The organism is Nonomuraea diastatica (genome assembly GCF_004349015.1).
Lineage (GTDB): Bacteria > Actinomycetota > Actinomycetes > Streptosporangiales > Streptosporangiaceae > Nonomuraea > Nonomuraea diastatica.
Genome location: NZ_SMKP01000104.1, coordinates 1 through 25,932 on the forward strand (window position 1 = coordinate 1; position 25,932 = coordinate 25,932).

The 25,932-nt window shown below is 68.5% G+C and carries 27 protein-coding genes and 3 pseudogenes; 17 read left to right on the forward strand and 13 right to left on the reverse strand.

What is annotated here, in order from left to right; translation table 11 throughout:
• Positions 1-91 precede the first annotated feature (91 nt).
• Both E1294_RS30995 and E1294_RS53105 read right to left on the reverse strand, forming a co-directional pair.
• Positions 92-309: pseudogene (locus tag E1294_RS30995) on the reverse strand (transposase); the annotation flags it as partial.
• 52 nt (positions 310-361) lie between these two features.
• Positions 362-550 carry an aromatic-ring hydroxylase C-terminal domain-containing protein gene (locus E1294_RS53105; RefSeq protein WP_165977567.1) on the reverse strand — a complete coding sequence of 63 codons (189 nt, stop codon included), beginning with the start codon at positions 548-550 and terminating at the stop codon, positions 362-364.
• 485 nt (positions 551-1,035) lie between these two features.
• On the opposite strand from E1294_RS53105, the gene E1294_RS31005 reads away from it, so the two are divergent.
• Both E1294_RS31005 and E1294_RS31010 read left to right on the forward strand, forming a co-directional pair.
• Positions 1,036-1,599 carry an RICIN domain-containing protein gene (locus tag E1294_RS31005; protein ID WP_132514280.1) on the forward strand — a complete coding sequence of 188 codons (564 nt, stop codon included), beginning with the start codon at positions 1,036-1,038 and terminating at the stop codon, positions 1,597-1,599.
• 149 nt (positions 1,600-1,748) lie between these two features.
• Positions 1,749-2,834 carry a right-handed parallel beta-helix repeat-containing protein gene (locus tag E1294_RS31010; protein ID WP_165977568.1) on the forward strand — a complete coding sequence of 362 codons (1,086 nt, stop codon included), beginning with the start codon at positions 1,749-1,751 and terminating at the stop codon, positions 2,832-2,834.
• Positions 2,835-2,867: 33 nt separating this feature from the next.
• Here E1294_RS31010 and E1294_RS31015 read toward each other — a convergent pair whose 3' ends face one another.
• Together E1294_RS31015 and E1294_RS31020 are read right to left on the reverse strand one after the other, a co-directional pair.
• Positions 2,868-4,004, reverse strand: a complete 1,137-nt coding sequence (locus E1294_RS31015) for a mandelate racemase/muconate lactonizing enzyme family protein (protein ID WP_132514284.1) — start codon at positions 4,002-4,004, stop codon at positions 2,868-2,870.
• A gap of 9 nt (positions 4,005-4,013) precedes the next feature.
• Positions 4,014-5,585 (reverse strand): hypothetical protein, encoded by a 1,572-nt coding sequence (locus E1294_RS31020; protein ID WP_132514286.1) that lies wholly within the window; start codon positions 5,583-5,585, stop codon positions 4,014-4,016.
• 324 nt (positions 5,586-5,909) lie between these two features.
• On the opposite strand from E1294_RS31020, the gene E1294_RS31025 reads away from it, so the two are divergent.
• From E1294_RS31025 to E1294_RS31065, 8 genes and pseudogenes are all read left to right on the forward strand, one after another.
• On the forward strand, positions 5,910-6,923 hold the full coding sequence (locus E1294_RS31025) for a LacI family DNA-binding transcriptional regulator (RefSeq protein WP_165977569.1): 1,014 nt from the start codon (positions 5,910-5,912) through the stop codon (positions 6,921-6,923).
• Positions 6,924-7,108: 185 nt separating this feature from the next.
• A pseudogene (locus E1294_RS31035) lies at positions 7,109-8,443 on the forward strand (sulfatase family protein).
• Positions 8,444-8,491: 48 nt separating this feature from the next.
• The gene (locus tag E1294_RS31040) at positions 8,492-9,997 is read left to right on the forward strand and encodes an ABC transporter substrate-binding protein (RefSeq protein WP_132514294.1); all 1,506 of its coding nucleotides are present in this window, start codon (positions 8,492-8,494) and stop codon (positions 9,995-9,997) included.
• Positions 9,998-10,045: 48 nt separating this feature from the next.
• Entirely contained in the window at positions 10,046-11,020 is a 975-nt protein-coding gene (locus tag E1294_RS31045) for a hypothetical protein (protein ID WP_132514296.1), read from the forward strand.
• A 98-nt stretch (positions 11,021-11,118) separates the two neighbouring features.
• A complete protein-coding gene (locus E1294_RS31050) occupies positions 11,119-12,072 on the forward strand; it encodes a carbohydrate ABC transporter permease (protein ID WP_220448029.1) in 954 nt (317 codons plus the stop codon).
• Positions 12,069-13,046 carry a carbohydrate ABC transporter permease gene (locus tag E1294_RS31055; protein WP_220448030.1) on the forward strand — a complete coding sequence of 326 codons (978 nt, stop codon included), beginning with the start codon at positions 12,069-12,071 and terminating at the stop codon, positions 13,044-13,046. Before E1294_RS31050 ends, E1294_RS31055 begins: the two co-directional genes overlap by 4 nt.
• Positions 13,047-13,058: 12 nt before the next feature.
• The gene (locus E1294_RS31060) at positions 13,059-13,820 is read left to right on the forward strand and encodes an NAD-dependent epimerase/dehydratase family protein (protein WP_132514298.1); all 762 of its coding nucleotides are present in this window, start codon (positions 13,059-13,061) and stop codon (positions 13,818-13,820) included.
• Positions 13,820-14,434 (forward strand): YesL family protein, encoded by a 615-nt coding sequence (locus E1294_RS31065; protein ID WP_132514300.1) that lies wholly within the window; start codon positions 13,820-13,822, stop codon positions 14,432-14,434. Before E1294_RS31060 ends, E1294_RS31065 begins: the two co-directional genes overlap by 1 nt.
• Before the next feature lie 60 nt (positions 14,435-14,494).
• Here the strand turns inward: E1294_RS31065 and E1294_RS31070 are convergent, their stop codons facing one another.
• The 3 genes from E1294_RS31070 to E1294_RS31080 all read right to left on the reverse strand — a co-directional run bounded on the left by E1294_RS31070 (position 14,495) and on the right by E1294_RS31080 (position 16,263).
• Positions 14,495-14,719: a hypothetical protein gene (locus E1294_RS31070; protein ID WP_132514302.1), complete on the reverse strand. Its 225-nt coding sequence runs from the start codon at positions 14,717-14,719 to the stop codon at positions 14,495-14,497.
• Positions 14,720-14,752: 33 nt separating this feature from the next.
• Complete coding sequence (locus E1294_RS31075) at positions 14,753-15,223, reverse strand: tetratricopeptide repeat protein (RefSeq protein WP_132514304.1); 471 nt, start codon at positions 15,221-15,223, stop codon at positions 14,753-14,755.
• A 65-nt stretch (positions 15,224-15,288) separates the two neighbouring features.
• Positions 15,289-16,263, reverse strand: coding sequence for a hypothetical protein (locus E1294_RS31080; protein WP_132514306.1), 975 nt, complete (start codon positions 16,261-16,263; stop codon positions 15,289-15,291).
• Between the two features lie 98 nt (positions 16,264-16,361).
• On the opposite strand from E1294_RS31080, the gene E1294_RS56230 reads away from it, so the two are divergent.
• Both E1294_RS56230 and E1294_RS56235 read left to right on the forward strand, forming a co-directional pair.
• On the forward strand, positions 16,362-16,862 hold the full coding sequence (locus E1294_RS56230; protein ID WP_246083404.1) for a hypothetical protein: 501 nt from the start codon (positions 16,362-16,364) through the stop codon (positions 16,860-16,862).
• Positions 16,863-16,939: 77 nt separating this feature from the next.
• A complete protein-coding gene (locus E1294_RS56235; RefSeq protein ID WP_246083405.1) occupies positions 16,940-17,128 on the forward strand; it encodes a hypothetical protein in 189 nt (62 codons plus the stop codon).
• A gap of 337 nt (positions 17,129-17,465) precedes the next feature.
• Here E1294_RS56235 and E1294_RS31090 read toward each other — a convergent pair whose 3' ends face one another.
• A complete protein-coding gene (locus E1294_RS31090; RefSeq protein ID WP_132514308.1) occupies positions 17,466-18,377 on the reverse strand; it encodes a glycoside hydrolase family 16 protein in 912 nt (303 codons plus the stop codon).
• A 174-nt stretch (positions 18,378-18,551) separates the two neighbouring features.
• On the opposite strand from E1294_RS31090, the gene E1294_RS31095 reads away from it, so the two are divergent.
• Positions 18,552-19,133, forward strand: coding sequence for a TetR/AcrR family transcriptional regulator (locus tag E1294_RS31095; RefSeq protein ID WP_132514310.1), 582 nt, complete (start codon positions 18,552-18,554; stop codon positions 19,131-19,133).
• A 119-nt stretch (positions 19,134-19,252) separates the two neighbouring features.
• On the forward strand, positions 19,253-20,371 hold the full coding sequence (locus E1294_RS31100) for an alpha/beta hydrolase family protein (protein ID WP_246083408.1): 1,119 nt from the start codon (positions 19,253-19,255) through the stop codon (positions 20,369-20,371).
• On the opposite strand, the gene E1294_RS31105 is transcribed toward E1294_RS31100, so the two are convergent.
• The 3 genes and pseudogenes from E1294_RS31105 to E1294_RS31115 form a co-directional block, all read right to left on the reverse strand.
• The gene (locus tag E1294_RS31105; RefSeq protein ID WP_132514314.1) at positions 20,294-20,959 is read right to left on the reverse strand and encodes a hypothetical protein; all 666 of its coding nucleotides are present in this window, start codon (positions 20,957-20,959) and stop codon (positions 20,294-20,296) included. The two genes, E1294_RS31100 and E1294_RS31105, sit on opposite strands and share 78 nt — an antisense overlap.
• A 15-nt stretch (positions 20,960-20,974) precedes the next feature.
• Positions 20,975-21,433: a GNAT family N-acetyltransferase gene (locus tag E1294_RS31110; RefSeq protein ID WP_132514316.1), complete on the reverse strand. Its 459-nt coding sequence runs from the start codon at positions 21,431-21,433 to the stop codon at positions 20,975-20,977.
• A 43-nt stretch (positions 21,434-21,476) separates the two neighbouring features.
• Positions 21,477-21,622, reverse strand: a pseudogene (locus tag E1294_RS31115) (DUF2630 family protein); the annotation flags it as partial.
• 131 nt (positions 21,623-21,753) lie between these two features.
• On the opposite strand from E1294_RS31115, the gene E1294_RS31120 reads away from it, so the two are divergent.
• Positions 21,754-22,602, forward strand: coding sequence for a transposase domain-containing protein (locus E1294_RS31120; RefSeq protein ID WP_165977571.1), 849 nt, complete (start codon positions 21,754-21,756; stop codon positions 22,600-22,602).
• Entirely contained in the window at positions 22,589-23,101 is a 513-nt protein-coding gene (locus E1294_RS31125) for a hypothetical protein (RefSeq protein WP_132514320.1), read from the forward strand. The genes E1294_RS31120 and E1294_RS31125 overlap by 14 nt, the downstream gene beginning before the upstream one ends.
• On the opposite strand, the gene E1294_RS31130 is transcribed toward E1294_RS31125, so the two are convergent.
• Positions 23,039-23,494, reverse strand: coding sequence for a Tn3 family transposase (locus E1294_RS31130; protein WP_132514322.1), 456 nt, complete (start codon positions 23,492-23,494; stop codon positions 23,039-23,041). The genes E1294_RS31125 and E1294_RS31130 overlap by 63 nt on opposite strands.
• A gap of 218 nt (positions 23,495-23,712) precedes the next feature.
• Here E1294_RS31130 and E1294_RS31135 point away from each other — a divergent pair, with 218 nt between their 5' ends.
• On the forward strand, positions 23,713-24,639 hold the full coding sequence (locus E1294_RS31135; protein ID WP_246083406.1) for an aminoglycoside phosphotransferase/kinase family protein: 927 nt from the start codon (positions 23,713-23,715) through the stop codon (positions 24,637-24,639).
• Positions 24,640-24,700: 61 nt separating this feature from the next.
• On the opposite strand, the gene E1294_RS31140 is transcribed toward E1294_RS31135, so the two are convergent.
• On the reverse strand, positions 24,701-25,714 hold the full coding sequence (locus E1294_RS31140; RefSeq protein ID WP_246083409.1) for a tyrosine-type recombinase/integrase: 1,014 nt from the start codon (positions 25,712-25,714) through the stop codon (positions 24,701-24,703).
• Positions 25,715-25,932 lie beyond the last annotated feature (218 nt).

Below are 25,932 nucleotides of genomic sequence, written 5' to 3' on the forward strand. Positions count from 1 at the left end.
CCCGGATGGTGGTGGAGTCCACGGAGATGTCCCAGTCCACCCGCCCTTCGGCGTCCTGCTCGGCCTGGATCGCGGTCAGCAGCATCTGCCAGGTGCCATCGGCCGACCAGCGGCGGTGCCGTTTGTAGACCGTGATCCACGGGCCGAACCGCTCGGGCAGATCCGCCAGGGCACTCCAGTGCGCGCCCGATACAACACCCCGTCGATGGTCGTGCGGTGGTCATTCCACCGCCTGCCCCTCCCGCCACCTTCAGGCAGCAGCGGCCTGAGCCGCTCCCACTCTGCGTTCGTCAAGTCACCACGACTCATGCACTAATCGTGACAAGATCGCCACAACTAGTCAGTGATCTAAAAACAGCTTTTAGCCGTCGGGCCGGATCAGGAGGGTGGCGGCCGCGCCGTACGGGGTCGCCCGGTCGGCGCGCACCACGTCGACACGGTCGCGCCCGGGCGTCGCTGCCGCGTGCGCGGCGGTGGCATCCAGCAGGACGAACCGGCCGGTACGCATCAGCTCGTACAACCGACCACCGCCGATCGGCAGATCGGGCACCCGGTGCCGGCCAGCGGCGAAGCGGGCATCCCGTCGGGCACCGGGTAGCGGATGCCCCGCCCCGAGAGCATCAGCCGGGCCTTCTCCGAGATCTTTCGGATGGTTGTGATCGCAGGCGCGAGGTGAGGGCGCAGCAGGCGGACGGGCGCGGGCACGTCGGCCAAGAGGCGCAGGTGGTGATGTGCTGCAGGATTCGCCAGCGGCCACCGTGCTGACGCGTTAGCGACGTCCGGGCTTCTTGATCATCGTCGAACGGAACTCCAGCAGCAGGGCTGGGAGGCGGCCTGCCTGGTGCGGCAGGAACGCTGCCACTGCGGTGACTCTGGTCTCTCTGGTGGCGGAGGGATCGAACATCACGGCGGTCAGGCCAGCTGCCCGCCCACCACCTCGGCACGCGCTGCCGGGCCGCTCGATGTCACACTCCGGCACGCGCGACGCTCTTGTACGGCGACACAGCACTCCAACAGGAAAGGTGGTCTAACGCCATGCCCGAGATCGAGACCCGAGCAGCGCAGCCCCGGCGGCGATCGGCGAAGAGCCTGGCAATGAGCAGCGCGATCGTCGCCGCGGCGGGATACATCCTGATCACCGGAGCGACCCCCGCCGCGTCGGCCGCGTCGGCATCCGGCGACGCGTCGGCCTCTGCCGTCATCTATTGGGCGTTCAGGAATGTCTTGTCCGGCGATTGCCTGACCACCTACGCCAGTGGCGCCATCCGCATGCAGCCCTGTGATGCCGATGCCAAAGCCCAGGAGTGGCATTGGATCAATCCCGATCGGACCGACGGCTACCGGTTGCTCAAGAACAGGTGGACCGGGAAGTGCCTGAGGATGGAAGGCAGGGAGGACCGAGTCGGCTCCTACGACTGCGACGCGTTCGGAGGCAACCTGTCGACGATGCACTGGAAGACCGTGCTGATGGACGGCACCAGATACAGGATCCGGAACGCCTATGCCCCTGATTATCTCCAGCCCGGGCCCGACGGCGTGTACGTCACTCATCTGCCCATAGGGGACAGCGCGAATTGGCGCATAGCCAGGCGGGACTGAACGTCGCCGTCACCTGGTCAGAGGACGGGCTCCGCGTCACCAGATGGGACGTGAACACCTCGAAGGCGCGGTAGCACCACACGCTTCCTAAGAACTGCGTCGAGGCGTCGATCGCGGTCGGCTATACCGCCCGTTACGCCGTGCTCGTCATGCTGCGCAACGTGGTCGCCGCAGGCGGTGGCCGTGACCTGGCGCACGCCGCCGCGGATCCACTGCAGCCGGCCGCGGCCTGCCCGGCCAGCGGCGAGGTCTACCGGATCTTCATGGCCGCAGACGGGTCCGACGTCGCCGACGGCTGCACGCGCACATCCGCGGTGGCGAGCCTCGCTCGGGTACAGGCCCTGCTCAAGGCGGCCGCCCCGGACAAGGACGTCGAGGTCCGCATCGCCCGGGGCACCTACCGGCAGCCCAGTCAGGTGTCGTGGGACCACTACGTGCCGGGCCACGCCATCTCCTTCCTGCCCACCGGCTACACGCCCGGCAACGGCAGGCCGGCCGACGGTGTGCCGATCTTCGACGGAGGTGGCGCGGCCGGGTGGTGGTTCAAGGCCACGCTCCCCAGCGAACATCCGGGCGGCGCCACCATGCTGCGGTTTTACTACCTGCAGGTGCAGAACTACGCCAACGGGCTCCAGATCGTCGGCAGGTTCACCACGTCCGGCGGGCGGCGCCTGCCCGCCACCAAGGGAGCCAACAAGAACATCATCTGGGGCATGACCTTCACCAGGCTCGGCAACAAGCACGCAGCGCAGACCGCCGGCACGGCGGCGCTGTCGCTGGCCAACTCGAGGGACAACCGGGTCGAGGCCAGCCATTTCAACCGGCTGGAGAACACGGGCGCTGAGGGCAAGCTCATGCACGGCGTCTACCTGGAGACCCACAGCAATGGGAACACGGTGACGCGGAACCGGTTCGAGCTGGTCAGCGGCGATGCAACGCGGACACGCAACGACAGCAACGGCAACCGCCTCTTCGACAACACCTTCCGCAGGACCGGGGTGCGCGGCGCGTACGAGGAGTGGTTCTGCCATCCCACGACCGGGTGCGACCGGCCGACCTCCCAGGAGTGCGCATCGCACGGAAACGTCTTCTACTCCAACGACATCGGCGCCGCCTACGACGGCGGCACGCTGCCGGACTGGAGCCTGATGCCGCCGGGCAACCGCTTCGCCGGGGACCACCCCGACTGCACCAACGAGGGCCAGCCGAGACTCCGGACATGGAGCAACACCTAACGGCGGCCCTGCGCGGCTGTAGCGCCCCCGGCGTCACCAGTTCGTCAGGGAGCCGTCCGGGCGCCGGAATCTCTGGGGTAGCCGGTCGGCCGCGGCGGTACGGCGCGCCGCCTCCCGGTCCAAGGTGATCCCGAGCCCGGGGGCATCGCCCGGGAGCAGGCACCCGTCGACCCACCGCGGCTGCCCGGGAACGATGTCGAGGAGGTCGCTGCCCGGCATCACCGGCTGTTCGAGCACCAGCAGATTGGGGCAGGCCAGGCTGAAGTGGAGCGCCGCCGCGTTGGCGACCGGCCCGTACGGGTTGTGCGGCACCACGTCGATGTAGTGGGTCTCGCACCAGCCGGCGACCTTCATCGCCTCGGTGAACCCGCCCACGATCGCGAGATCGATCCTGGCGTAGTCGATCCACTCGTTCTCCACCAGCTCGCGGAACTCCCATTTCGAGCCGAACTGCTCGCCGGCGGCCAGGGGTACGGTGGTGCGCAGCCGTACCATCTCCATCGACCTGGGGTTCTCCGCGCGGATCGGATCCTCGATGAACAGCGGCCGCATGGCTTCCAGCTCGCGGCAGAGCATGACGGCCTCCGCGGGTGCGAGCCGCGTGTGAACGTCGAGCGCGATCTCGACGTCGGGGCCGACCGCCTCACGCAGCGCGGCGAACTGCTCGACGGCGACGCGGACGGCTCTGCGGGGCTGGAGGATGTCGCCCTGGGCGGGCAGCCCCCAGCGCAGGTGCCGCCAGCCCGCCTCGACGGCGGCGACCGCCGACTCCACCACCCGCGCGGTGTCCTCCGTGCCGCCGCGCACGTGGACGTAGCACGGCACCCGGTCACGTGCCCTACCGCCGAGCAGCTCGTAGACGGGAACTCCGAGCGCCTTGCCCTTGATGTCCCACAGCGCCATGTCGACGGCCGAGATCACCGCTGACAGCTCCCTGCGCGCGGGGAAGTAGAGGCCGCGCGCAAGCACTTGCCACAGGTGCGCCGAGCGGAATGGGTCCTGTCCGACGAGGAGTTCCTTCACCGTCTCGACGGTCCCGAACATCGCGGCGCGCTCGTCCGGCAGGCCGCACTCGCCGACACCGGTGATCCCCTCGTCGGTATCGATCACGACGAAGACATAGGTGCGGCGTCCCGTCGCGGCGATGGCCTCTATTCCAGTGATCTTCATGGTCGTTGGTCATTTCTCGGCGAGGATGAACTGCGGATAGTCGCGCACGTCGAGGTCGAACCGCTCGGCGCCGCCGGGTCCTGGGCGGGTCACGAGGAAGCGGGAGCGGCCGGTCATCGGGTCGACGAGCACCGGTCGTTTGCCGAGCGTCTTGTTCACCGCGAACGTGGCGCGGCGCGGCGCGAAGCTCTCGCGCGGCGGCGCTGTCGACCATACCGCGACCAGGGCACGCCCGTCCGCGGTGACCAGGCGTTCGGCCCGCAGCTCCTCCTTGACCAGCGCGGTGCCGACCCGCTTGACATAGCCGGGGAGGGCGCCCTCCAGTCTGGTGGCGATGGCCAGGAACTCCGGATCGGGCGTCGCCCGCCCGCCGGTGAGCGCGCTGATCCTGCCGAGCACGAAGAAGCCCTGCTTGGGCCGCAGGTCGTCGGTCACGACGCCGAAGGTGTCGCCGTCCCGCGCCGCGTTGTGCCCCTGGTCGGCGAGGGTGTAGAGGAACGTCTTGGTGGCGGTGAGCAGGCCCAGGACCAGCATCCTGGCGATGGTCTTGGCCTGTTGCGTCTCGCTCATCGGCTCCAGCGTGTCGGAGGGGAACTCGCGCAGGGACAGCGAGGGAAGGCCTATCTCGGTCATCCAGATCTGCAGGCCGGGCCTGCCGAGCAGCATCCTGCCCTGGCGGAGGTAGTCGCTCATGACCCGCTCGAACTCGGCGTGGGAGGTGACGAAGTCGCGGAAATTGGCGTCTCCGGTACGCGGGGTGTATTCCGGCGGCAGCCCGTGCTTGTAGGTGTAGTGGTGCATGCAGAGCGCGTCGATGCCCGGCGACGACCGCTTGAGCTGGCCCATCGCCTGGCTCTCCACCTGGATCCCGTTGACCAGGAAGGCGTTCGGGAACTCCGCCTTGACCTGCTCGCAACACTGCTCGGCGATCCGTGTGTAAACGTCGAGCCAGGGACCGCCCCAATACTCGCCACCGTAGCGCGTCTTCCACTCGCTGGAGTTGTTGGGCTCATTGTCGAGCATGAACGCGCCGACGTTCTCGCCCCACTCGCCGATCGCCGCGCGCACCATGTCGACCCATCCCGAGACCTCTTTGGGGGTGCCGAGGTTGACGCGGTTGCTCATGGTGAACAGCGGCTTGATACCCGCTTTGAGATCGGCGTCCACCCAGCTCTTCAGCATCGCGCCCGGCTTGCCGGCGCTCCAGCCCCAGTCCTCGTGGCGGAATCCGGTGCGCACCCACTTGATCCCGGCGGCCACCGCGAACGGGAGCAGGTTGTCCGGCGTCATCCATGGATACCGGTCGACGAACTGGAAGTGGCCGATGGTGCCGAGCTGCGAGCTGTCCGGGCGGCGCGCAGGGTCGAGGGTGTCCAGGTCGACACGCTCGGTCACCGGCCCGGTGAAGAACTTCGACCGCAGCTCGGCCACAGGATCCTCGAGCGCCCGCGCCGCCCGCGCCGCCCGCGCCGTGCCGGGAGCACCAAGGGACGTGAGCCCCCAGGCGCCCACGCCGCCGGCCATCGCCGTGCCGAGGAACCTGCGCCTGGGCAGTCCGGCCGGCCCGCTCGTGTTCATCATCCGCCTCCTGTGTGTGGGTGTCTGCCGCCAGGACTGGAGATGGCGGGCGATGGCGGGACACCCGCATGCGTTCGCCGGCGCCGAGTCCGTGGTCTCCCGCGAGCTCTCCCAGGCGCGGGGAGCAGGGCGTGCGCCACCACCGGAAGCGCGCCTGATCGAGCAACGTTACCGTTAACGGTCGGTCTATCGTCGTGGTGGGCGCTTTCGCTGTCAACGCTTCGCCTAGAGTTATCGATAACTGATCCACGACTCGGGCTCGTCTCCGCGAGAAGATGGGCGGAGCGCCCGGAGCTGCCGTACCCCGTGAAGGAGAAGGATCCGACCATGGCTGAGCGCCGCCCGACCGTGCGGGACGTGGCGAGAGCGGCGGGCGTGAGCGCCATGTCCGTGTCCCGGGTGCTGAACGGGCAACCAGGTGTCGGCCCCGAGACCGCGCGGCGGATCGAGGAGGTCGTCAAGGCCCTGGGCTTCCGGCCCAACAAGCTCGCGACAACCCTGCGCAGGCGGCGGGGAATGTCGCTCCTCGGCATGGTCGTGCCCTATCCCTACACGCCGCTGTTCACCGCGCTCACCGTCGAGGTGGACGAGCTCGTGCGCGACGAGGGGCTCATCGTGGTCACCGGGAGCTCAGACCGCGACGTCGACCAGGAACGTGCCCTGGTCGGGGCCTTCATCGAGCGGGGTTTCGACGGAATCCTGCTGTTCTCGGAAGACGCCGACCACCGATACCTCAAGCCCGAGCTCGACAGCGGCCGCCCGGTCATCTTCCTCGGCAGCCCGCCCGTCGGTGTCGAGGCGTCCACCGTCCTCGTCGACAACCGGGGCGGCACCCGCGACGCGGTGGAGCACCTGCTGCGGCACGGCCACCGCCGCATCGGGATCGTGACGAGCCTGGACATGTTCCCCGCGGCCGAGCGGCTCGCGGGCTACAAGGAGACACTGGCTCGCGAGGGCGTCGGGGACGATCCCAGCTTGATCCGCATCGGGCCGATCACCCCGGAGTTCGGCCAGGAGGCCGCGCGGTCCCTGCTGGAACAGGACGACCCGGCCACCGCCATCTTCAGTACCAACTACCTGCTCACCAGGGGCATTCTCGGCGCGATCCGGGCGCACGGCCGCCCGGTCGCGCTGATCGCCTTCGACGACTTCGAGGCCGCCTCGCTGGTCGACCCGCCGATCACGGTGGTGACCCAGGATCTTCCCGCGATGGGCAGGCACGCGGCGGAGATGCTGCTTTCCCAGCTCGCCGGTGTCGGCGAGCGCGAGCGCCCCGCCCGGGTGGTCGTTCCCGCACATCTCGTCCCGAGAGGGTCCGGGGAGCTCCCGCCGACGAGCTGACGGCCGGTCCCTAAGAGCGTGTGGCGGCTGAGTTCCGCCTGGACCTTCCCCTGACACAGCCTGTACGTTACCGTTAACGTAAAGCGGCCCGACGGAGGCCGCGACGCGCAGCCGCAGCGCGTCACAATCGATCATCGAACGCGCGCCGATCCCGTGGGAGCCGCGCGGATAGGAGTCAACGGACCGTGGAGCGACCGCCGGATGTTGTCCTGATCCACTGTCACGACCTCGGCAGGTTCCTGTCGTGCTACGGTGCTCCGGCCATCCCCAGCCCCAGCCTGCACGCGCTGGCGGAGCGGTCGGTCGTCTTCGACAACGCCTTCGCGACCGCCCCGCTCTGCACGCCCGCCCGCTCGTCGCTGTTCACCGGGCTTTCCCCGCACGTCAACGGGTTGATGGGACTCGCCCACGCCGGATGGCGCTACCGGCGCAGCGTCGCCACCATGCCCGAGCTGATGTCCGGTCTCGGATACGACACCGCGCTGATCGGCCTGCAGCACGAGCATCCGAACTCCATGGTCCTCGGGTTCGACGAGGTGCTCGGCGCGGGATTCCTGCCCAGGGCATGACCCGTCGCCAGGGAGACGGAGGCATGGCTGCGAAATCGTCGAGAACGGTCCCGGCCGTTTCTCCTCACCGTCGGGATGTGGGAGGTGCACCGCCCCTGGCCGGCCGAGGACTACACCCACGCCGACCCCGCCGCCGTCGAAGTCCCGCCGTACCTGCCGGACAACGCTCACACGCGAGAGGATCTCGCCGCGTTCTACGGCGCGATCCGGCAGCTCGACGCCGCCGTCGGGCATGTGATCGACGCGATCGACCGGCACTGCGACCCGGACCGCACCGCTGTGGTGTTCACCACCGACCACGGCGCGGCGCTGCCCCGGGCGAAGGGCACGCTCTACGACCCGGGCGTGGAGGTCGCGCTCATCGTCCGTCCGCCCGCTGCTTGGGAAGTGCCTCCCGGCAGGCGTGGCCAGGCGGTGAGCCATCTGGACATCCTGCCGACCTTGCTGGAGATAGCCGAAGGCTCGGCAGGCCCCGGCCACGAGGGCCGCAGCATTGTCCCCGAGCTGCGTGGCGCGGCCGGTCCTCGGGACCGTACGCTCTTTTTTGAAAAGAGCTTCCACGACCGCTATGACCCGATACGGGCGGTCCGTACCTCTGAATACAAGTACATCCGGAACTTCACCGACGGCCCCGCCCTGGTCCTGGCCAAGGACATCGAGGAGTCGCCGTCCCGGCGCGGGTTCGGCGATGGACACCTCGCCCCCCGGCCTCCGGTCGAGCTCTACGACCTGCGCAACGACCCGTGGGAGCAGCAGAACATCGCCGCTGAGCACGCGATGGCCGAGACCGTGGCCTCCCTCGACGACCGGCTGCTGCGGTGGATGAGGGAGACCGGCGATCCGCTCCTCGACGGCCCCATCCCCGTGCCGCCGCGTGCCTCCCGGCTCATCGACGCCCAGGACGACCTGCCCGGCCGGTCCGACCGGAGCGGTACGCCCCATCCCATGTGATCAGCGACCGGCCTCGTCGGCGCGGTCGGCAGTTGAAAGGTGCAAGAGATGTTGACAAGCGTCTCATCGGAAACAGTACTCTCCCGCCGCGGTGCGCTGGGGCTGCTCGGCGCGGCGGCGGCGGTTCCCGTCCTAGCGGCCTGCGGTGGCCGGAACCCCGCCGAGCGGGGCTCCGCCGCCGTGACCCTCGCCACCACCATCGCGACCCAACAGGACCAGAAATTCCTGACGGAATGGCTGGGCAGGTTCACCGAGCAGACCGGCATCCAGGTGCGCACCCGTTTCTATCCGGACCAGCAGTATGCCAACTCCATCCAGCTCCTCTTCCAGGGCGATGACAGGCCTGACGTCTTCCGCCTGGTGAAGCAGCCGGCGGAGATGCCCGCGGCCGTTCTGAAGGGCTGGATCCAGCCGCTCGACGGCTTCCCCGAGATCATCACCACCCTGGAACGCGACTATCCCGCGCAGGCCCGCGACGCGACGACCAGCGGCCTGCACGTGGGAGAGGAACTGTATGGCATGCCGTCGCTGACCCACCGGCCGTGGGGGGCCTGCCGCCCGCTGATGTACAACGCCGCGCTGATGGACAAGTACGGCGTCGGCACGCCGCCTGCGACCTGGAGCGAGTTGCGTGAGGCGGCGGAGAAGATCACCCGCGATTCCAAGGGCGAGGTGTTCGGCTTCGGGCTGGTGGGCCAGATCCCCGAGCCGCTGGGGGTGACCGTGTACGCCCTGCAGAACACCGCGGGCCCGCAGATGACCGACCCCTCGGGCACGCCCATCAACTACCAGACCGGTGAGCCGGGCGCGGGCCATCCTTCGTTCGTCGAGGCCGTTGCCCTGCTGCGGGACCTGGTCGCGCGCAAGGTGATGCCCGTCGGGTGGGAGAACCTCAAGCCTCCGCAGTTCTTCCAGCAGTTCGCGTCGGGCAGGATCGCGATGGCGGTGATCCCCTCCTGGTGGTCGGGAGAGATCCGCAAGCTCAAGCCGGACATCGAGCTCGGATACGCTCCGCTGCCCGTGCCCGACTCCGGGCGCAAGGGCTACGGCGCCATCGGCGCCGCGAAGAACCCGGGGAGCATCCAGCCGTACTGGGGGATCAGCAAGGGCTCGGCCAACGCGGCGGCCGCCGCGCGGGTGCTCGCGTTCCTCGCCGGGCTGGAACCGCAACGCGCCTACTACGAAATGAGCAAGATACCGACCGCACTGGCCGACAAGTACGCCGACCGGCTCAGCCAGGACGACCGGCGCCTGCTCGAGCTCGCCCGGGAGACCCAGCGGCTGGCCCCGAACCCGCTCACCCGGAGCTCAGGTGCGATCACGGTGCTGGCCGGGATCGCACAGAACTCCCCCAAGCCGACCCAGGCGGAGATCTTCTTCGACGCGATCAACGGAAAGATCGACTACAAGGCCGCGGCGGCCGAACTCGACGCGAAGCTCGACGGGGTCTTCGCCGAGGAACTGAAGAAGGTCCAGGACAAGGGGGGCGACATCGATCGCGGGACCTTCACGTTCGCCGACTGGGATCCGATGAAGGATTACACCACCCGCTGACATTCGATTATCGGCCCACGCACGCAGACCCGAAAGGCGACTTACCGCATGACACACCGTACCTTCGGCCGGGTCGACGCGTTCGACCCCGAGCAGGGGCTGCTCGTGATGCCCCCTGAGGCCACAGGCGCCGGCTACTGGACAGGCTGCCCAGGCGTCCTGTACGAGCCCGAGCGCGGGCGCTTTCTGATGACCTATCGGCAGCGGCGGCCACGCGGCGACGCCAGGGAACGCGGCTGGCGTTGCGCCATCGCGGAGAGCGCCGACGGACTCTCCTTCACCGACATCTGGGCGGTGGAGAAGGAGGAGCTGAAGACCTCCTCCATGGAGAGGTTCTGCCTGCTGCCCGACGGCGATGGATACCTGCTCTACCTCAGCTACGTGGATCCGGCCGACTCGCGCTGGCGCGTCGACGTGTGCCGCGCGGGCGGCGACGCCGCCTTCGACGTCGCCACGGCGGAGCCGGTGCTGACCGCCGCGAGCACCGGCACAGAGGGGGTCAAGGACCCGTACGCGGTGCGGATCGGCCCGGCGATCTACCTGTTCGCCAGCTTCGCCGCCGACGCGGGACTCGACGAGGCCGCACGCGCGCGGGCCCACTCCACCGGCGACATCTACAACGTCGGCGGCACGAGTTGCCCCACCGGTCTGGCGGTCGGCCTCGACGGCCGCACATTCGACTGGCGCGGCCCCGTGCTGGAGACCGGCCACGGGTGGGATCGGTACCAGGCCAGGCTCAACTCCTTCGCGGCGCTGCCCGGCGGCGGCTACCTGGGTTTCTACGACGGATCCTCCGGCCCTGCGGAGAACTACGAGGAGCGCACCGGCCTGGCGCTTTCATTCAACCTGATCGACTGGCAGCGTCTGACACCCGCAGGACCGTGGGTGACCTCGGGCACGAACACCGGCTCTATCCGCTACATGGACGTCGTTCCCGTGGGCGAGGAGTGGTGGCTGTACTACGAGATGACCCGTGCCGACGGCTCGCACGAACTGCGCGTGACCCGCATACCGCGTCCCTGACCCAGGGATCTCCGCCTCTGGAGCCAGGCCACTCGAAAATCCAGGGTGGATGCCACCGGCGGGAAGAGCGGGAACACCAACGAGAAAGGAGATAGATCGTGGGCGTGCTAGGCGTCGCATCCCCCAGGCATGCGGCACTGGCGGAGGGCGGCCTGTGGGCGCGGATCAGGAAGCACCGATGGCACTACGCCTTCCTCGTCCCGATGCTCGCGCTGTTCCTGGTGTTCGAGCTGTGGCCGATCGTGGCGACGGTTTTCTACTCGTTCTACAACTGGGACGGGTTCGGCCCGCTCACCGACTTCGTCGGGTGGGACAACTACGTCGAGGCGATCGGCGATCCGGCGTTCGGGCAGTCGTTCCGCAACACCTTCGCCTTCACCGCCGCCGCCCTGCTCATCCAGCTCCCGCTGGCCCTCGGGCTGGCGATGGTGCTGAACAACCGGGCGTTGGGCGGGCGCAACGTGTACAGGATGCTGTTCTTCCTGCCCGTGGTGTCGACGACGGCGGTGGTCGGCGTGGTCTTCCTGATCTTGCTGTCCCCTGTGGACGGACCGGTGAACGCGGCCCTGACCGAGCCGGGCGTGGTGGACGAGCCGATCAACTTTCTCGGCTCGGAGAGCCTGGCCCTGCCCACGGTGATCGCCGTGGACCTGTGGAAGGTGTTCGGGGTCACCCTGGTCTACTGGCTCGCCGCGTTGCAGACCGTGCCGCGCGAGCTGCTGGAGGCGGCCAAGGTGGACGGCGCGTCCCGGTGGGCGTCTTTCCGGCATGTGACGGTGCCGACGCTGATTCCGCTAGGGGTCGTCATCGTGCTGCTGACCACCATCCAGAGCTTCAACGCCTTCGACATCGTGCAGACCATGACCGCCGGCGGGCCGGGCGGTGCCTCCGAGATCGTGCAGACCTACATCTACCGCACCGCGTTCGATCCCGCGCAGTTCGCCCCGCGTTACGGCTTCGCCTCCGCGATCGCGCTGATGTTCGGCGTCGTGGTGGCGCTGGCCGCCGCCCTTCAGTACCTCATCTCCCGTCGCGTCAGAGACAGCCGATGAACCACGACCGGACCCACGGCCCCGCACGGGCCGATACCGAGGAGGTGACCGCCGCGATGGCCGCCACCAGAACCAACGACAAGCTCCGCACCGGAGCCGGCGCGCCGTCCCAAGGCAGCGCCCCAGCGGGGAGCCCCGGCCCCCGCCCAAGGCGGCGGCTGGGGCGATGGGCCCTTCACCTCGCGCTGATCCCGCTCGCCGCGATCTGGATCTACCCGTTCCTGTGGATGGTCTCGGCCGCGTTCAAGAGCCAGTCGGAGATGTTTCTCGGCGGCCTCGATCTCCTCCCCGACCAGGTCAATCTGGACAACTTCGCGCGCGCCTGGGACGCGGCCAGCTTCGGCCAATACATGCTCAACAGCGTCATCGTGACCTTCACCGTGGTGCTCTCGGTCATCGTGATCTCGTCACTGGCCGGCTACGGCCTCGGCCGCGGCCACCTGCCCGGCAAGAAGGTCCTCGTGGTATTGCTGGTGGCGACCATGTTCATCCCCAAGGTCTCCACCATCATCCCGATCTTCCTCGTGGTCGACGCCCTCGGACTGGACAACAGCCTGGCCGGGGTGATCCTCGCTGAAGCCGGGCCCGCCCATGTGGTCGCGATCCTGCTGTTCATGGGCTTCTTCGCAGGGATCCCGAACGAGCTCGAAGAGGCCGCGCTGATCGACGGTGCCGGCCATCCCCGCATCTACGCGCGCATCATGCTGCCGCTCGCCAAGCCCGTCATCGGCACCGTGGCCATCTTCAACTTCATATCCTCGTGGAACGCCTTCCTGGTCCCGCTGGTGTTCACCCTCACCAATCCGGAGCTGCGCACTCTCGGCGTCGGCATCTACGCGTTCTTCGGCGAGTTCAGCACCGACTGGACCGGCCTGGCCGCGGCGGCCGTACTGACCATCCTGCCGATCATCGTGGTGTTCCTCTGGCTCCAGCGCTTCTTCGTCTCCGGCCTCGCCGGCGCCGTCAAAGGCTGAGAGGGGGTACGCATGGGCGACCGCCAAGAGGGCCGCAGGCCGTGCGTCGTCGTCACCGGAGGCTCGGGGCGCGTCGCCACGCTGCTGCGCGCCGGCCTCGGAGGGTCATTCGACCTGCGACTCGTCGACTGCAGGCCGGGCGAGGACGTCCTGGTGGGCGATCTCGCCGACCCCGAGTTCGCCACCGAGGCCGTGTCGGAGGCCGACGCGATCGTCCACCTGGCGGGGCACGCGTCGCCCGACGCGTCCTGGGACATCCTGCGAACGGTCAATGTCGACCTGTCCGTCACGATGTTCGAGGCGGCCAGGCGCGCCGGAGTGGCCACCTTCGTCTACGCCAGTTCCATCCACGCCTCCGGCGGCTACGATCTGGACGGCATCGTGCCGGTGCGAACGTCGTGGCCGCCCCGCCCATGCTGTATGTACGGCGCGAGCAAGGCGGCGGTGGAGGCCATCGGGAGCCACTACGCCGACGCGTACGACATCGCCGTCACCTGCCTGCGTCTGGGCTGGACCCGGCCACGCCCGCACCTGCCTCGCGCCCTGGTCGAGTGGCTGAGCCCCGGCGACCTGGGCAGGCTCGTCGCGGCGGCGCTCCGCAGCGACCAGAGGTTCGGCGTCTACTACGGCGTCTCGGCCAACACCCGCGGCCGGCGGGACCTCGACACGGCTCGCCGCGAGATCGGCTACGCGCCCGCGGACGACGCGGAGGATTATGTTCATGAGATCGACTTCGCCGCCGTAGACTCCTCACTCTGCCGTCGCGGGTTGTAATGGCGGGCGAAATCGAGATCGTCGGCCGGTTCGGGCGGCTGTACCAGGTGCTCGACTGGGCCTACCGGCTCGCGGTGGTCAACCTCCTGTGGATCGCGGGGGTGCTGGCCGGGCTGGTGATCGCCGGCCTGGCCCCCGCTACGGTCGCGGCGTCCTGGCTGCTGCTGGAGTACTGCCGCGGGAACCGGCCACGGCCCTGGCATGGCTTCTGGCGACAGTGGCGCGCCTGGTTCCTGCCTGCTCAGCTCGGTCTGGGCGTACCGCTCGCCACCGTCTTCGTACTCGGCTTCTACCTCGTGACGGTGGCGAGCCAGGCGGCGCTCGAGTTCCGGGCGGCGGCGGTGTCCCTGGCGATCCTCTCTGCGGCCTATCTCGCCACGCTCTCGTACCTGCCGGCGGTGCTCTGCCACGTCCGCCTGGGACCGGTCGCCGCGTGGCGGACGACCGTGCTGGTGGCGTGGCGGCAGCCCGTGATCACCCTGGCGCTGCTGGTGGCCCAGGCGCTGCTGGTGGTGGGTATGGCCGTCGTCTTGCCGGCCGCGCTGCCGTTCTTCGCCTACAGTGGCCCAGCCCTGCTTGCCACCCGGGCGGCCCTCCGCGCCTTCGGCCGGTGAGCTGATTCACCGTCCTGCCACGCGGGCCTCGCCTCTTCTCCCGCTTTGACGTGGGCGTGCTCACATATTTCGGAGGATGATCTCGGGCGTCCGCGGGGCCACGCTGGTCTCGATATCCAGCTTCTCCGCCACGCTGATCAGCGAGAGGTTGTGCAGAATGGCGGCCGATTCGCGCCACCAGGAGCGGGCCTCCTCGGTCTTGCCGAGGTTGGCACAGGCGCGTCCGAGACCCCATTTGACTTCCGCCTCGTCGTAGGCGCCCAGGTTGCCAAGCTCGTGGGTCACCCGCAGGGCCTGCTGGAAGCGCGTGAGCGCCCACTAGGTGTGTCCCGCGAGACGGAGCGCTTCGGCGAGGTTGCCCAGCGCGATCGCCTTCCTGCCGAGATCGCCGACCTCCTCGGCGATGGCGAGCGCCTCGGTGTGTGCGGTGATCGCCTCGCTGAGCCGCTTCGCGCGCTGGAACACGACCCCCAGGTTGGTGAGGTTCATTCCCTCGCCCATCCGGTCACCTCGCCCTCGATCGAGCGCGAGGGCCTCGTGGAAGCGGTCGATGGCTTCCTCGAATCGGTGCGACCGCGCGTAGGCGATCGCGATCCTGCCCAGCTGAGCCGACTCCGAACGCGTGTCGCCAAGCGATCGGAAGGCGAGGAGAGCCTGGCACATATGCGCGATCGCCTCGGTCTGCAGACCCAGATTGGAATTCGCGTCGCCGAGCATCTGGTGGGCGACCGCCTGGTGGAGCGAATGGCCGGTGCTGGTCGCGGCGTTGACCGCCCGCTCACCGATCATCCATACCTCCGTCCAGCGGCCCCGCACGGTCAGCACGGAGTACAGGGCGGCGGCCAGCGCGACCGTCAGCGTGAACCCGTCGTCCCCGGTTGTGCTCGCCTGGCCGACGATCCGGGAAGGTTGCCGGCCTCGGCGTCGATCCAGGCATGGACGCTGTGGAGGTCGGTGAACCGAAGCCCTCGGTGGTCCGCCACGGCCGGGCCGATCTCCAGACGCCACGGATAACGCGAGTTGGCCAGACGCGCGGTGGCCCGCGCAGTGGCGAGGTAACAGTGCAGGCCACGCCGTACGGCTTGGCGACGCTCCGCCTCGGTGTCTTCTTCCAGGGCGCGTTCCCTGGCGAAAAGGCGGAGCAGGTCGTGCATCCGGTGACGGCCGGGGGCGTGTGACTCGGTGAGCCGGGCCGCGCAGAGTTCTTCGAGAAGGGCCTCGGCTCGCCACTGGGGAACGTCGGCGAGGGCGGCGGCGACGGGCGCATCGATGTCGCTCCTGTCCAGCAGAGCGATGAGACGGAACAGGTGCCGGTGGTCGTGATCAAGACCGTGGTAGCCGACGGCGAAGCCGGCCCTGACGCCCCTGTCATCGGATCGCAGCTCCGACAGCCGCCGCTCCTCCACGACGAGGCGTTCGGCCATGGTGTGCACGGACCAACCGGGATGGCTGTTCTCCCTGGCCGCGGCCAGGGAGATGGCCAGCGGTAACCGGCCGCACAGCCGTACCACGTCGGCTGTGGCCCGCGCCTCGGCGCCGGTGCGCTCGGCGCCGACGAGACGCGTCAGCAGGGCGATCGCGTCGCTGTCCGGGAGCACGTCGAGGAACTCCTGGTGGGTACCATCGAGGGACGCGGGCATCCTGCGGCTGGTTATCAGCACGCCGCAGCCGGGGTCGGCAGGCAGTAACGGCCGTACCTGTGTGGTGTCCAGGGCGTTGTCGAGCACGATCAGCAGTCGCTTTCCGTTCGTCAGCGACCGGAACCGTGCTGCGGCCTCATCGACGTCTGCCGGTGGGCAGGAGTCGTCGGCACCGAGCGAGCGGGACATCCGCGCCAGACTGAGGGCCGGGGGCGTTATCGCGCCCCCGGCCCTCAGTCTTGAAGAGAGGGTAGGAGCTGCTGGGGTTTGAGTGTGCATAAGGGTGCATGAAGTGCCTTGAGTTCCGGCACTATCTGGACGCCGCCGGCCTGACCGAGAGCGAATGGCGATCACGCTGGGAGGCCGCACGCTGGTTCCTGGCCGCGGACGGCGAGTCCGGCAAGCGGTACGGCAACGAGACCATCCGCATCACCTCCGATGGGGAGGTGTCGATCCGGCTGCCCGCCCCGCTGGTGCATCTGGCCAACGCACCCTACGGCCGCTACACCCTGGCGTGCCGGGTGGCCTTCGCGCACCGGGGCACCGAATGGGCCGATCGGATCGCGGCCGATCGGGCCGTCGCCTACCGCATCCACCTTGACCCCGATCGCGGCCGCTGGTACATCACCGCCTCCTGGCAGACCCTACCGGCCCCTACTGTGCCGATGTCGGCTGCGCTCGCCCACGGGGTGATCGCCGTGGACACCGACGCCGACCACCTGGCCGCCTGGCGCCTGGACAGCCACGGTAACCCGATCGGCAATCCCCGCCGCTTCCCTACGACCTGAGCGGGAACGCCGACCACCGCGACGCCCAGGTCCGCCACGCGCTGACCCGGCTGCTGCACTGGGCCCGAACGTGCGGCGTGAAAGCGATCGCCATCGAAGACCTCGACTTCACCGCCGAGAAAACCCGGGAGAAACACGGCCGCCGCAAACGCTTCCGCCAGCTCTCCGGCATGCTCACCGGCAGGCTCCGCGCCCGGCTGACCGCGATGGCCGATGCCACCGGTATCGCCATCATCGCCGCCGACCCGGCCTACACCTCCCAGTAGGGCGCCCAACACTGGCAAAAGCCCCTCACCGGCAAGAAACGGACGACCACCCGCCACGACGCGGCCGCCGTGGCGATCGGCAGACGCGCCCTCGGGCACTCGATCCGGCGACGGACGGCACCGCCCCCTGCTCAGCAGAGCGATGAACAGGGGCATCGGACCGCCCAGGCCCGAACGGGCACCCGCGGGCGTGAGAAACCCCGCCCCCGCATCGCCGGACCACGGACACGATTCGCGCCGCCCGGACGCGGCCAGAACGCGGGCGACCAGAACGCTCAACACCGTTCGGAGCGTTCGGCTGAGCATCTGCAACTCATGCTCAGTCCTTAGGAACGGTCTATTGCTCGGTCAGGTTGTATACGCGCACCCAGTCGACCTGCATGCTGGCCGGCAGGTGTGAGTCCACCGGTATGCCGGCGTTTCCGTTCACGTTGAAGATCAGGGGCCGCGGCTGGGTCACCAACTCGGGTACGAACGTCGCGCCGTAGGTCCAGTGGGGCACACCGTCGAGGTAGAACCTGACGAACCCGCCCGGGCGGCCCGACCCGGTGCCCTTCTTTCTCCGCTCCAGCCCATAGACGTGGTAGCCCGCGTCCAGGTTCGATCGGTGGAGCCAGTCGACGTTGGCCAGGGACGTGTGCGAGTCTGCGGGAGGCCCGGGCTGCGATCCGGCTTTCTTGTACCACAGGTGGAAGCTGTTGTGCACTTCGTTCGGCTTGTCCAGGGGACGCAGATACTCGTGCATGTCGATTTCCACGTTCGGGTTCAAGGCGGGATCGGGCACGTCATACATCCAGATCGCCGAGTTGACGTTCGCGACGTGCGGGATCATTCTCGCGCGGACCTCGATGTAGGTGTCCTCGGCCATGTAGAACTTTGACCTGACGTAACCGCCGGTGTAATTGACACCTTTGTACGGCTCTTTCTTGAGCCAGATGTGAAGCTTGTCCCTGTGCACGGTGGCGTTGTCCGGCTTGAACGCGACGATGTTGTTGTTGATCTCGATCCAGTGCTCCGTGGACCACTTGTCGGTGTCCAGCGCGTCACCGCGAAAGTCGTCGCTCTTCGCGGGATCCAGCGTCCAGGTGAATCCGGCCGGGGGAGCCGGGAGTACGGGCGGTGCATCCCCGTGCGTGGGCCAATCAAGCGACTCGGCGGCATCCCCCACGCCGCCGAGGGCGAAGGCGCCGGCCGCTCCCGCCATGGCCGTACCCAGGAATCGACGGCGGCGCAGTGCACGCTCACTCATGGCGAACCTCCCTTGTGATCGTTCTGGCGAATACGTTAACGGTAACGTTCGGCCGAGTCAACGCTTCGTCGAAGCGATCTCATCTGGGCGTATCCGGCCATGGTGATCCCTTGTTTCCTCTGGCGTTTCCAGCGTTACGTGTACGCCGTAGACAGGGACGTGTACGCTGTAGACATGGCAGGAGCGGATACCGCGGCACGCATCACCGCAGCAGCACGAGCGATCTTGGTAGCCGAAGGGGCCGCGGCGGTCAGCATGCGCAAAGTCGCCGCGGAGGCCGGCATCACCCCCATGGCCACGTACCGTCACTTCAGCAACCGCGAGGTGCTCCTGCGCACCGTGGCCGAGGAGTGCCTGCGGGAGTTGGACAGCGAATGGGCCAGCCGGGTGGCGATCGCCGACCCTCAAGCCAGGATCCTGGCCCTACTCGACGACTTTCTGGATTTCGCCCTCGGCACCCCGCACCTGTACGCGTACGTCATGGCCGACCGGCGGGAGTCCGCGCGGCGTTTCCCCGAGGACTTCCACATCGGACAATCCTCGGCCTTTCCGCGCCTGATGGAGGCCATCGAACTCGGCATGCGCAAGGACTTTCTGCGTCCGGACGACGTGGTGGAGGCAGCGCTCACCATCTCCGCGCTGGTCCAAGGGCTGATCCAGCTCTATTTGGTCGGCCGGATCGGGCTGGATGAGGCCGACTTCCGCGCGCTGTGCCATCGATCAGTGAAAAGAACACTGCGCGGCCTCGCGCAATGAAGCAGCACCAGAAGTCAGGAGCAAGAGCAATGCCTTCCACGGCGAATGAGACCGCGCACGAACACAAGAAAGGGAAACGCAGGAGGCGCCTGCGGCGGACGATCATCGTCTCGGTGTCGATGTTGCTGGTACTGGCGCTGGGCGGCTGCGGCTGGCTCGCCTGGTGGGTGAGCGACGTCGCCATCAAGCCGAACCACCAGTTCTACACCCACGCCGATCACTCTGACGTCGTGCGCGAGATCAAGCAGGTCGGAGCGGCGAAGCACGTGGTCATCGGCTCGCCCGGCAAGTACGCCCGCCGCCAAGGGACGTTCGGGATGAGGTGGGACGGCGTGGAGGCGACCGTCGGCGATGTCGTCGCCACGACGGCAGGCTCGGTGGAGCGCCCCATCCTCACTGGCCCGGCACCCTCGGTCGGGACCACGGTCAACGTGACCGGCGTGATGATCAGCGACCCGAGGAGCTCTCTCGGACTGAACTACTCGGAAGTGTCGGTGCAAACCGAGCTCGGCCCGGCCCCTGCTTGGTACATACCGGCATCCGGGCAGCACGATTCGACGTGGGTGATCGCCGTACACGGCCAGAACGCGCGCCGCAACGCCTTGATGGCCATCCCAGCTCTACACCGGGCCGGTATGCCGGTGCTCGCGATCACGTACCGCAACGACGAAGGCGCCCCGGCCTCCTCCGATGGTCTGATGCACTACGGCGAATCCGAGTACCGCGACGTGGAGGCGGCCGTCCGCTACGCGCAGAGAAAGGGAGCCAAGCGGGTCGTGCTGTACGGCGGATCGATGGGCGGTCTGATCGTCGGTCAGTTCCTCGTCCGCTCACAGCTGGCCAACCTGGTCAGCGCCACGGTGCTGGACTCGCCGCTGATCAGCATGCCGATGGTGGCCGCGTTCACCGGGCAGCAGAAGGGCGCGCCCGCTCCGGTGCTCTGGGCGACCAGCCAGATCATCCAGTGGCGCAGCGGCGTCGACATGAACGAGCTCGACCTGATCAACCACCCACCGGCCATCAAACCGCCGACCCTGCTCTTCGCCGGCGCGAAGGACACCCAGGCCCCGCTGCGGATGAACCGCGTCTTCGTCGCGGCGGCCCAGAAGATGAACTGGCCGGTGACCTACGAGGAGTTCCCAGACGCGGAGCACGTCGAGTCATGGAACTCCGACCCCGCCCGCTACGAGAAGGCGGTCACCGACTTCCTCACCCGCACGGTGACGAACTCGCGTTGACGCCGAATTCCCGATGACCATACGCATCGGTGTCGCCCGCGCCTCTTGATCACATAGTCCATCTTCCCCCGCGACGGGTCTTCCACGGCTACAGCGCCAGCCGCCACTCGTTCCACCCGTCGAAGAGCTGGAATCCCATGGCCTCGTTGATGGCGAGCATGGGGCCGTTGGAGGTGGCGTTCCAGGTGATGATCCACTCCAGGGGGGCTCCCGTTCGCGCAGCCAGAGCAGGTTGGTGAGCTTGAGCAGCAGGCCCAGCCGGTGGCCGCGGTGCTCGGCCAGCACCATCGTGACCGCCTGGTTGCCCCAGCCGTCGGAACGGTCGGCCTGGAGGTAGATGCGCGTGTAGCCGGCGGGGGCGCCGTCGCAGTCGCGGCGGGCCATCGTGGTGTAGCAGGTCAGGCCGTTGGGGGTGATGCCCTCTTCACGGTCGCATATGCGTTCCACGCTGAAGACCGCGTCCTCGAGGTCGGCGTCGCGCGGCGCGTCGTTCATGCCGTTCATCAGGATGGCGATGTCGGGCATCAGCTCGGGGCCGGCCGGGCCGATCCACCGTTCCAAGGAGTAGCCCTCGACCTGGGGGACCATGCGCTCGAGCGCGCTTCAGTCGGCCGTACGCAGGTTGAGCGTACGGCGGGCCTCCACGAGCGAGACCGCCATGCCGCGGGCCCGAGCGAAGCGGGCGCCCACGCCGGTGGCGGGCGTCTGCGTGAGCAGCAGCCGCCTCCCGTGCCCGCGCAACCGGTCCAGGGCGTGCTCGAACAGCTCCGTGCCGAGACCGCGTTCGCGCCGCTCGGGCCGGACCACGAGCGGGAACAGCCACCCCATGTGGGTGTTGTCGAGCCGGGACAGCGCCAGCCCGTAGCCACCGGCCACCTTGCCGCCCTCTGCCACGGCCCACGCCTCCGTCAACTGACCGGGCCGGTCTGTGCAGACCTCGCGGCGGAAGAGGGGGAGGGACAGGAGAGAGCCGGGGTCGTGGGAATTGGCCGCCACGTACGCGTCGTGCAGGCCCGCGATCAGATCCTCGTGCCGGTCAGGGTGGATGCGCTGGATCCTCATGCGGCCAGCCAAGCGCAGGCGCGGCGGCCAGGGCGAGTGAATTTTATTGGCGGTAGTTCTCCACCTCGCCGGGCGGACGGCGGCGCCTTCGGGGTCCTCGCCCGCGCTGCGCCGGGCGCGGCGCTGCCTCAGCAGGTCCCAGCACTGGTCGAGGGCCGCTTCCAGCTGCTTGATACGCGCATGCTCTTCGTCCGTCGTCACCTCGCCGGGACCTCCCCCAAGGCCAGGTAGTTAAGGGGATTGGTTCTTGTCAATCGGCTGAGACGGGCAACGGGACTCCTGTAGATCAGATGTTCGGCGAAGATCATCTGAGGAGTGGAGTGCCGTTGCGGGATCAGTCTGTCATTTCCCGGGTGGTGCGGGTGGCCGCGGGGGTGTTCGCACCGGGGCATCTGGGAGAGCTCACGCAGGTCGTGCCGTTCGAGTTGGTGGATGCGGTGCTGGCGGAGACCGGCCGGGTGCAGCGCCGGATCCGGGAGCTTCCCTCGCGGGTCGGGGTGTATTTCCTGCTGGCGATGTGCCTGTTTCCGGAGGTCGGCTACCTGCTTGTCTGGGACAAGATGACCGGCGCTCTGGCCGGGCTGCCCGCTGTTGTCTCACCGACCGCAAAAGCGTTACGCGATCTGCGCCGTCGGGTGGGCGGTGCGCCGATGCGGGCGCTGTTCGAGGTGCTGTGCGGCCCGCTGGCGCGGCCGACGACGCCCGGGGTGCGGTTCGGCTGCTACCGGACGGTCTCCTTCGACGGCTGCAGCTCGCTCAAGGTCCCCGATACCAGCCGCAACCGGGCCTGGCTGGATCGGCTGGCCCATGGCGGTTATCCCCAGCTGGAGCTGATGACCCTGGTGGAGACCGGCACCCGGGCGATGATCGGCGCGGTCTTCGGGCCAACCGTCACAGGCGAGACCGCCTACGCCAAGCGGCTGCTGCACCTGCTGAGGCCGGACATGCTCGTGCTGTGGGACAAGGGATTCGATGGCAACGACTTCCTCGCCGCGGTGACGGGCACCGGAGCCCAGATTCTGGGCCGCCTGCGCAGCAACCGCCGCGTCCCGGTCCTGTCCCGCCTGGCAGACGGCTCCTACCTGTCGGTGATCGGCTCGGTCCCGGTGCGGATCGTCGACGCTGCGCTGGTCGCGCCGCCTCGAGCAGATCACCGTGACCTGCGCTGACGGCACCGTCTTCGACGCCTCCTACCGGCTGGTCACCACGCTGACCAACGCCCGCCGCCACCCGGCCGGCGCCCTGGTCTCCTTGTATCACCAGCGCTGGGAACACGAATCGGCTTACTACGCGCTCCGGCACACGATCCTGCGCGGCCGCGTGCTGAGGTCGGGCGACCCAGCCGGCGTCGAGCAGGAGATGTGGGCGCTGCTCACGCTCCACCAACTGCTGCGCACCGTCATGGTCGACGCAGCGCAGTCCCGCCCCGGAACCGATCCCGATCGATGCGGGTTCACCAACGCCTTCCACGCTGCCCGTGACCTGGTGATCCAAGCCGAAGGCGTCCTGCCCGAAGCTCCCGACCCCATCGGAACGATCGGACGCCGGGTGCTGGCCAGGCTGCTCCCGCCACGACGCCCACGAATCAGCACCCGCAAGGTCAAATCACCGATCTCCCGCTACGGCGAACGGCTGGCGGTTGAGCTGGGTGTTGACGCGGCGGCGTAGGAGTTCGTCGTCGAAGTAGGAGGCCAGGTAGGTGGAGCGGTCGAGTTTGCCGAGCTCCATCAGGGCGCGGCCGATCGGGGTGGGGGTGCCGCCGCCGGCGAAGTAGCGGAACAGCTCGGCCGGCCGGACCGCGTTAATGCGCAGCGACCCCGCGACCCGCAGCAGTTCGTCCCAGTGATCGTTGATGAGGCCGAGGTTGACGCGGCTCTTGATCAGCGGGTCGAGGCGGTCGTAGAAGGCGGCGGGGTCGGCCCGGTACAGGGAGGCGCTGCCGACGTCGGCCAGGCGTGGGGAGAACTGGAACCCCAGCAGCCGGAAGATCCCGAACGCGATCTCCGAGGTTATGTGGACACTGTCAAGGGCTGCTGCCTGCTCACACCGACCGATCGCCATCACTTCGGTGCCCGCCTGCCAGACTGCGCGGCGAGCAGGCGGCGGACCGCGCGACGGACTCGTGCGGCTCGTTCAGAAGGTGTTTCCAATCCCATAGTGATCTCGCTGGTGCGCCTGGGCCGTCAGCGAGACGGTAATGCCGGCGAAGCGGAGCGTTGGTGTCAGCACCTGTGTTCGCACCCCTCGCTTCCGCTGGGTTCGCCGTCTTTGGCACAGTCATGAGCGTGCCCCTGGACGAGTTGCCGCACTGGTTGCCGGCTTGGTGTCTTGACCATCTGGGCGGCGAACCCGCCGACGTGTTGTTCCGGTCGCAACAGGTCTCGATGGTGTTCGGTCTGCGGTTGGCCGGTGGCCGGGACGTCGTGGTCAAGGGGCGTGCCGACGACGGCCGGGCGGCGTCGTGTGTTGCGGCGCAGGCTCGGCTGGCCGAGCGCGGGTTTCCGTGTGCCCGGCCGCTAACGCCGGTGGTCGGTGTAGGTGCGCTGGCCGTGCACGCTGAGGAGTTCCGGCCCGGCGGCGAGGTGTTGCACGGGGCCTCGCCGGACATGGCCGTGCGTTGCGCGGAGGTGTTCGCTCGGCTGATGGCCGAACTCGCCGACGTGATCGTCACGCCGCCGTTGCCGAATCCGCCCTGGGTGCGCTGGGACGAGACCGGTTCTGGGACGTGGCCGGCGATGGACTTCCTCGACGATCTGGACCAGAGTGTCGTGTCCGAGCACATTGTCGAGGCGGCTGAGCGGGCCCGGGGGCGACTGCTGACCGCTGGTCTGCCGTGCGTGCTCGGCCACGCCGATTTTGAGGCGCAGAACCTGCGGTGGCAGGGGCGGCAGGTGTGGTCGGTGCATGACTGGGACAGCCTGGCGTGGCAGCCGGAGGCGGCGCTGGTGGGAGCGGCGAGCGGGTCGTTCGCCAGCGCCGGGCCTCCGACGCTGGCGCCGATTGAGAGCTCCGAGGCGTTCCTGGTGGCTTATCAGGACTTTCGGGAGCGCGTGTTCACGCCCGTGGAGCTGGAGATCGCATGGGCGGCCAGCGTGTGGATGGCTGCCTACAATGCCCGGGAGATGGCCCTGTGCGGTGGCCCTCCGGCGGGCGGCGATGCGCTGCGGGCACAGGCAGTCGAACGCCTCCGCCGGGCGAATGCCTAGCCCCGCAGGCAAGCCCGGAGAGCATCCGCCCCAGACCAGCACCTGCGGGCGAGCGCGCCTTTTAACCCGATCTGATCCGGGAGGTCAAAGACACCCTCTCAGCCGGTGGAGCTGCACGATCCTCCCTGAGAGTCGCCGTCGCGGACGTCGGCGGATTCGCCGAGGTCGGCGAGCAGACCTTGCAGGCGGCGGGCGGTGGCGCTGTGACGCTCAGCTCGCGTGCCCAACCGCGCTCATCGGCATCCTGAACGAGTTCCTGTTCCACCTGCAGGCGAGCCCGCAGCCGTGGGACGTACTCGGGGGTCGTGACGAACTTGGCGCAGCTCAGATAGAGGTCGCACTCGCATGGGCCCTCGGCTGGCAGGCGAAGGCAGTGGCCGAGCTCGAGTTCGGTCTTGAAGAAGTTGGTCTTCAGCCAGTGCACCGCTTCCTCGGGCAGGACACCGGACTTCACGTCGAGCGCGGCCGGGCCAGCGATGACCGCGCCGGGGGCCAGGACGGACTTGTAGTCGCGCAGGACCTCCTGGTCGCTAATCTGGGCGTAGACGAGTGCCATGGAGACCGAGGAATGACCGAGCACCTTCATGATGGTGTGCAGCTTGGCGCCGCGCTCGGCGAGCTGGGTGCCGACCGTGTGCCGGAAGCGGTGGGCGGAGATGGTGCCCCGGACGCCGGGGCCGTTCTTCTTTCCGCCCGGGACGACCAGCCCGACCTGGATGCAGGCTTGCTGGATCGGGGTGTTGAACAGGTAGTAGAGCGACAGCAGCTTGCCGTGGTTCATGAACAGGTAGCGGACCTGCTCACCGGTGCGAGGGTCGGTGAAGGGACGCTCCGGGCCGTTCTGGCGCAGCTCGATAAGCGTCTGGAGGGCGCCGGCGGCGTCCTGGTGGAGCGGGACCATCCGCTCCTTGTAGGTCTTGCGGCCGGGCAGCCGCAGCCGCGGGGTTCCGTCCGGGTAGTGGTCGAGGCAGTCGACCGGCAGGTGCCGGATCTCGTCGCGACGGGCTCCGGACCAGCGGGCGATCAGCAGGGCCGCCCGCTGGAACGGGCAGGTGATCTGGTTGATGACGGGCATCACCAGGTCGAGTTCGTGGTCAGGGATGAAACGCGGGATCCGCGATGGTTATCTAGGGTTGTAGAACCCTTTTAGCAGCTCAGAGGACGATGATCTCTTCTTTCACGTATGGCAAGTAGACCCCAGCATGCCGAGCATGATGGGGTCTGGCGCGAAGGCATTCGAGCGTGTGGAGAGGCCGATCGATGCGACCCCCAGGCAAAGCTGGCGTTCCCAGG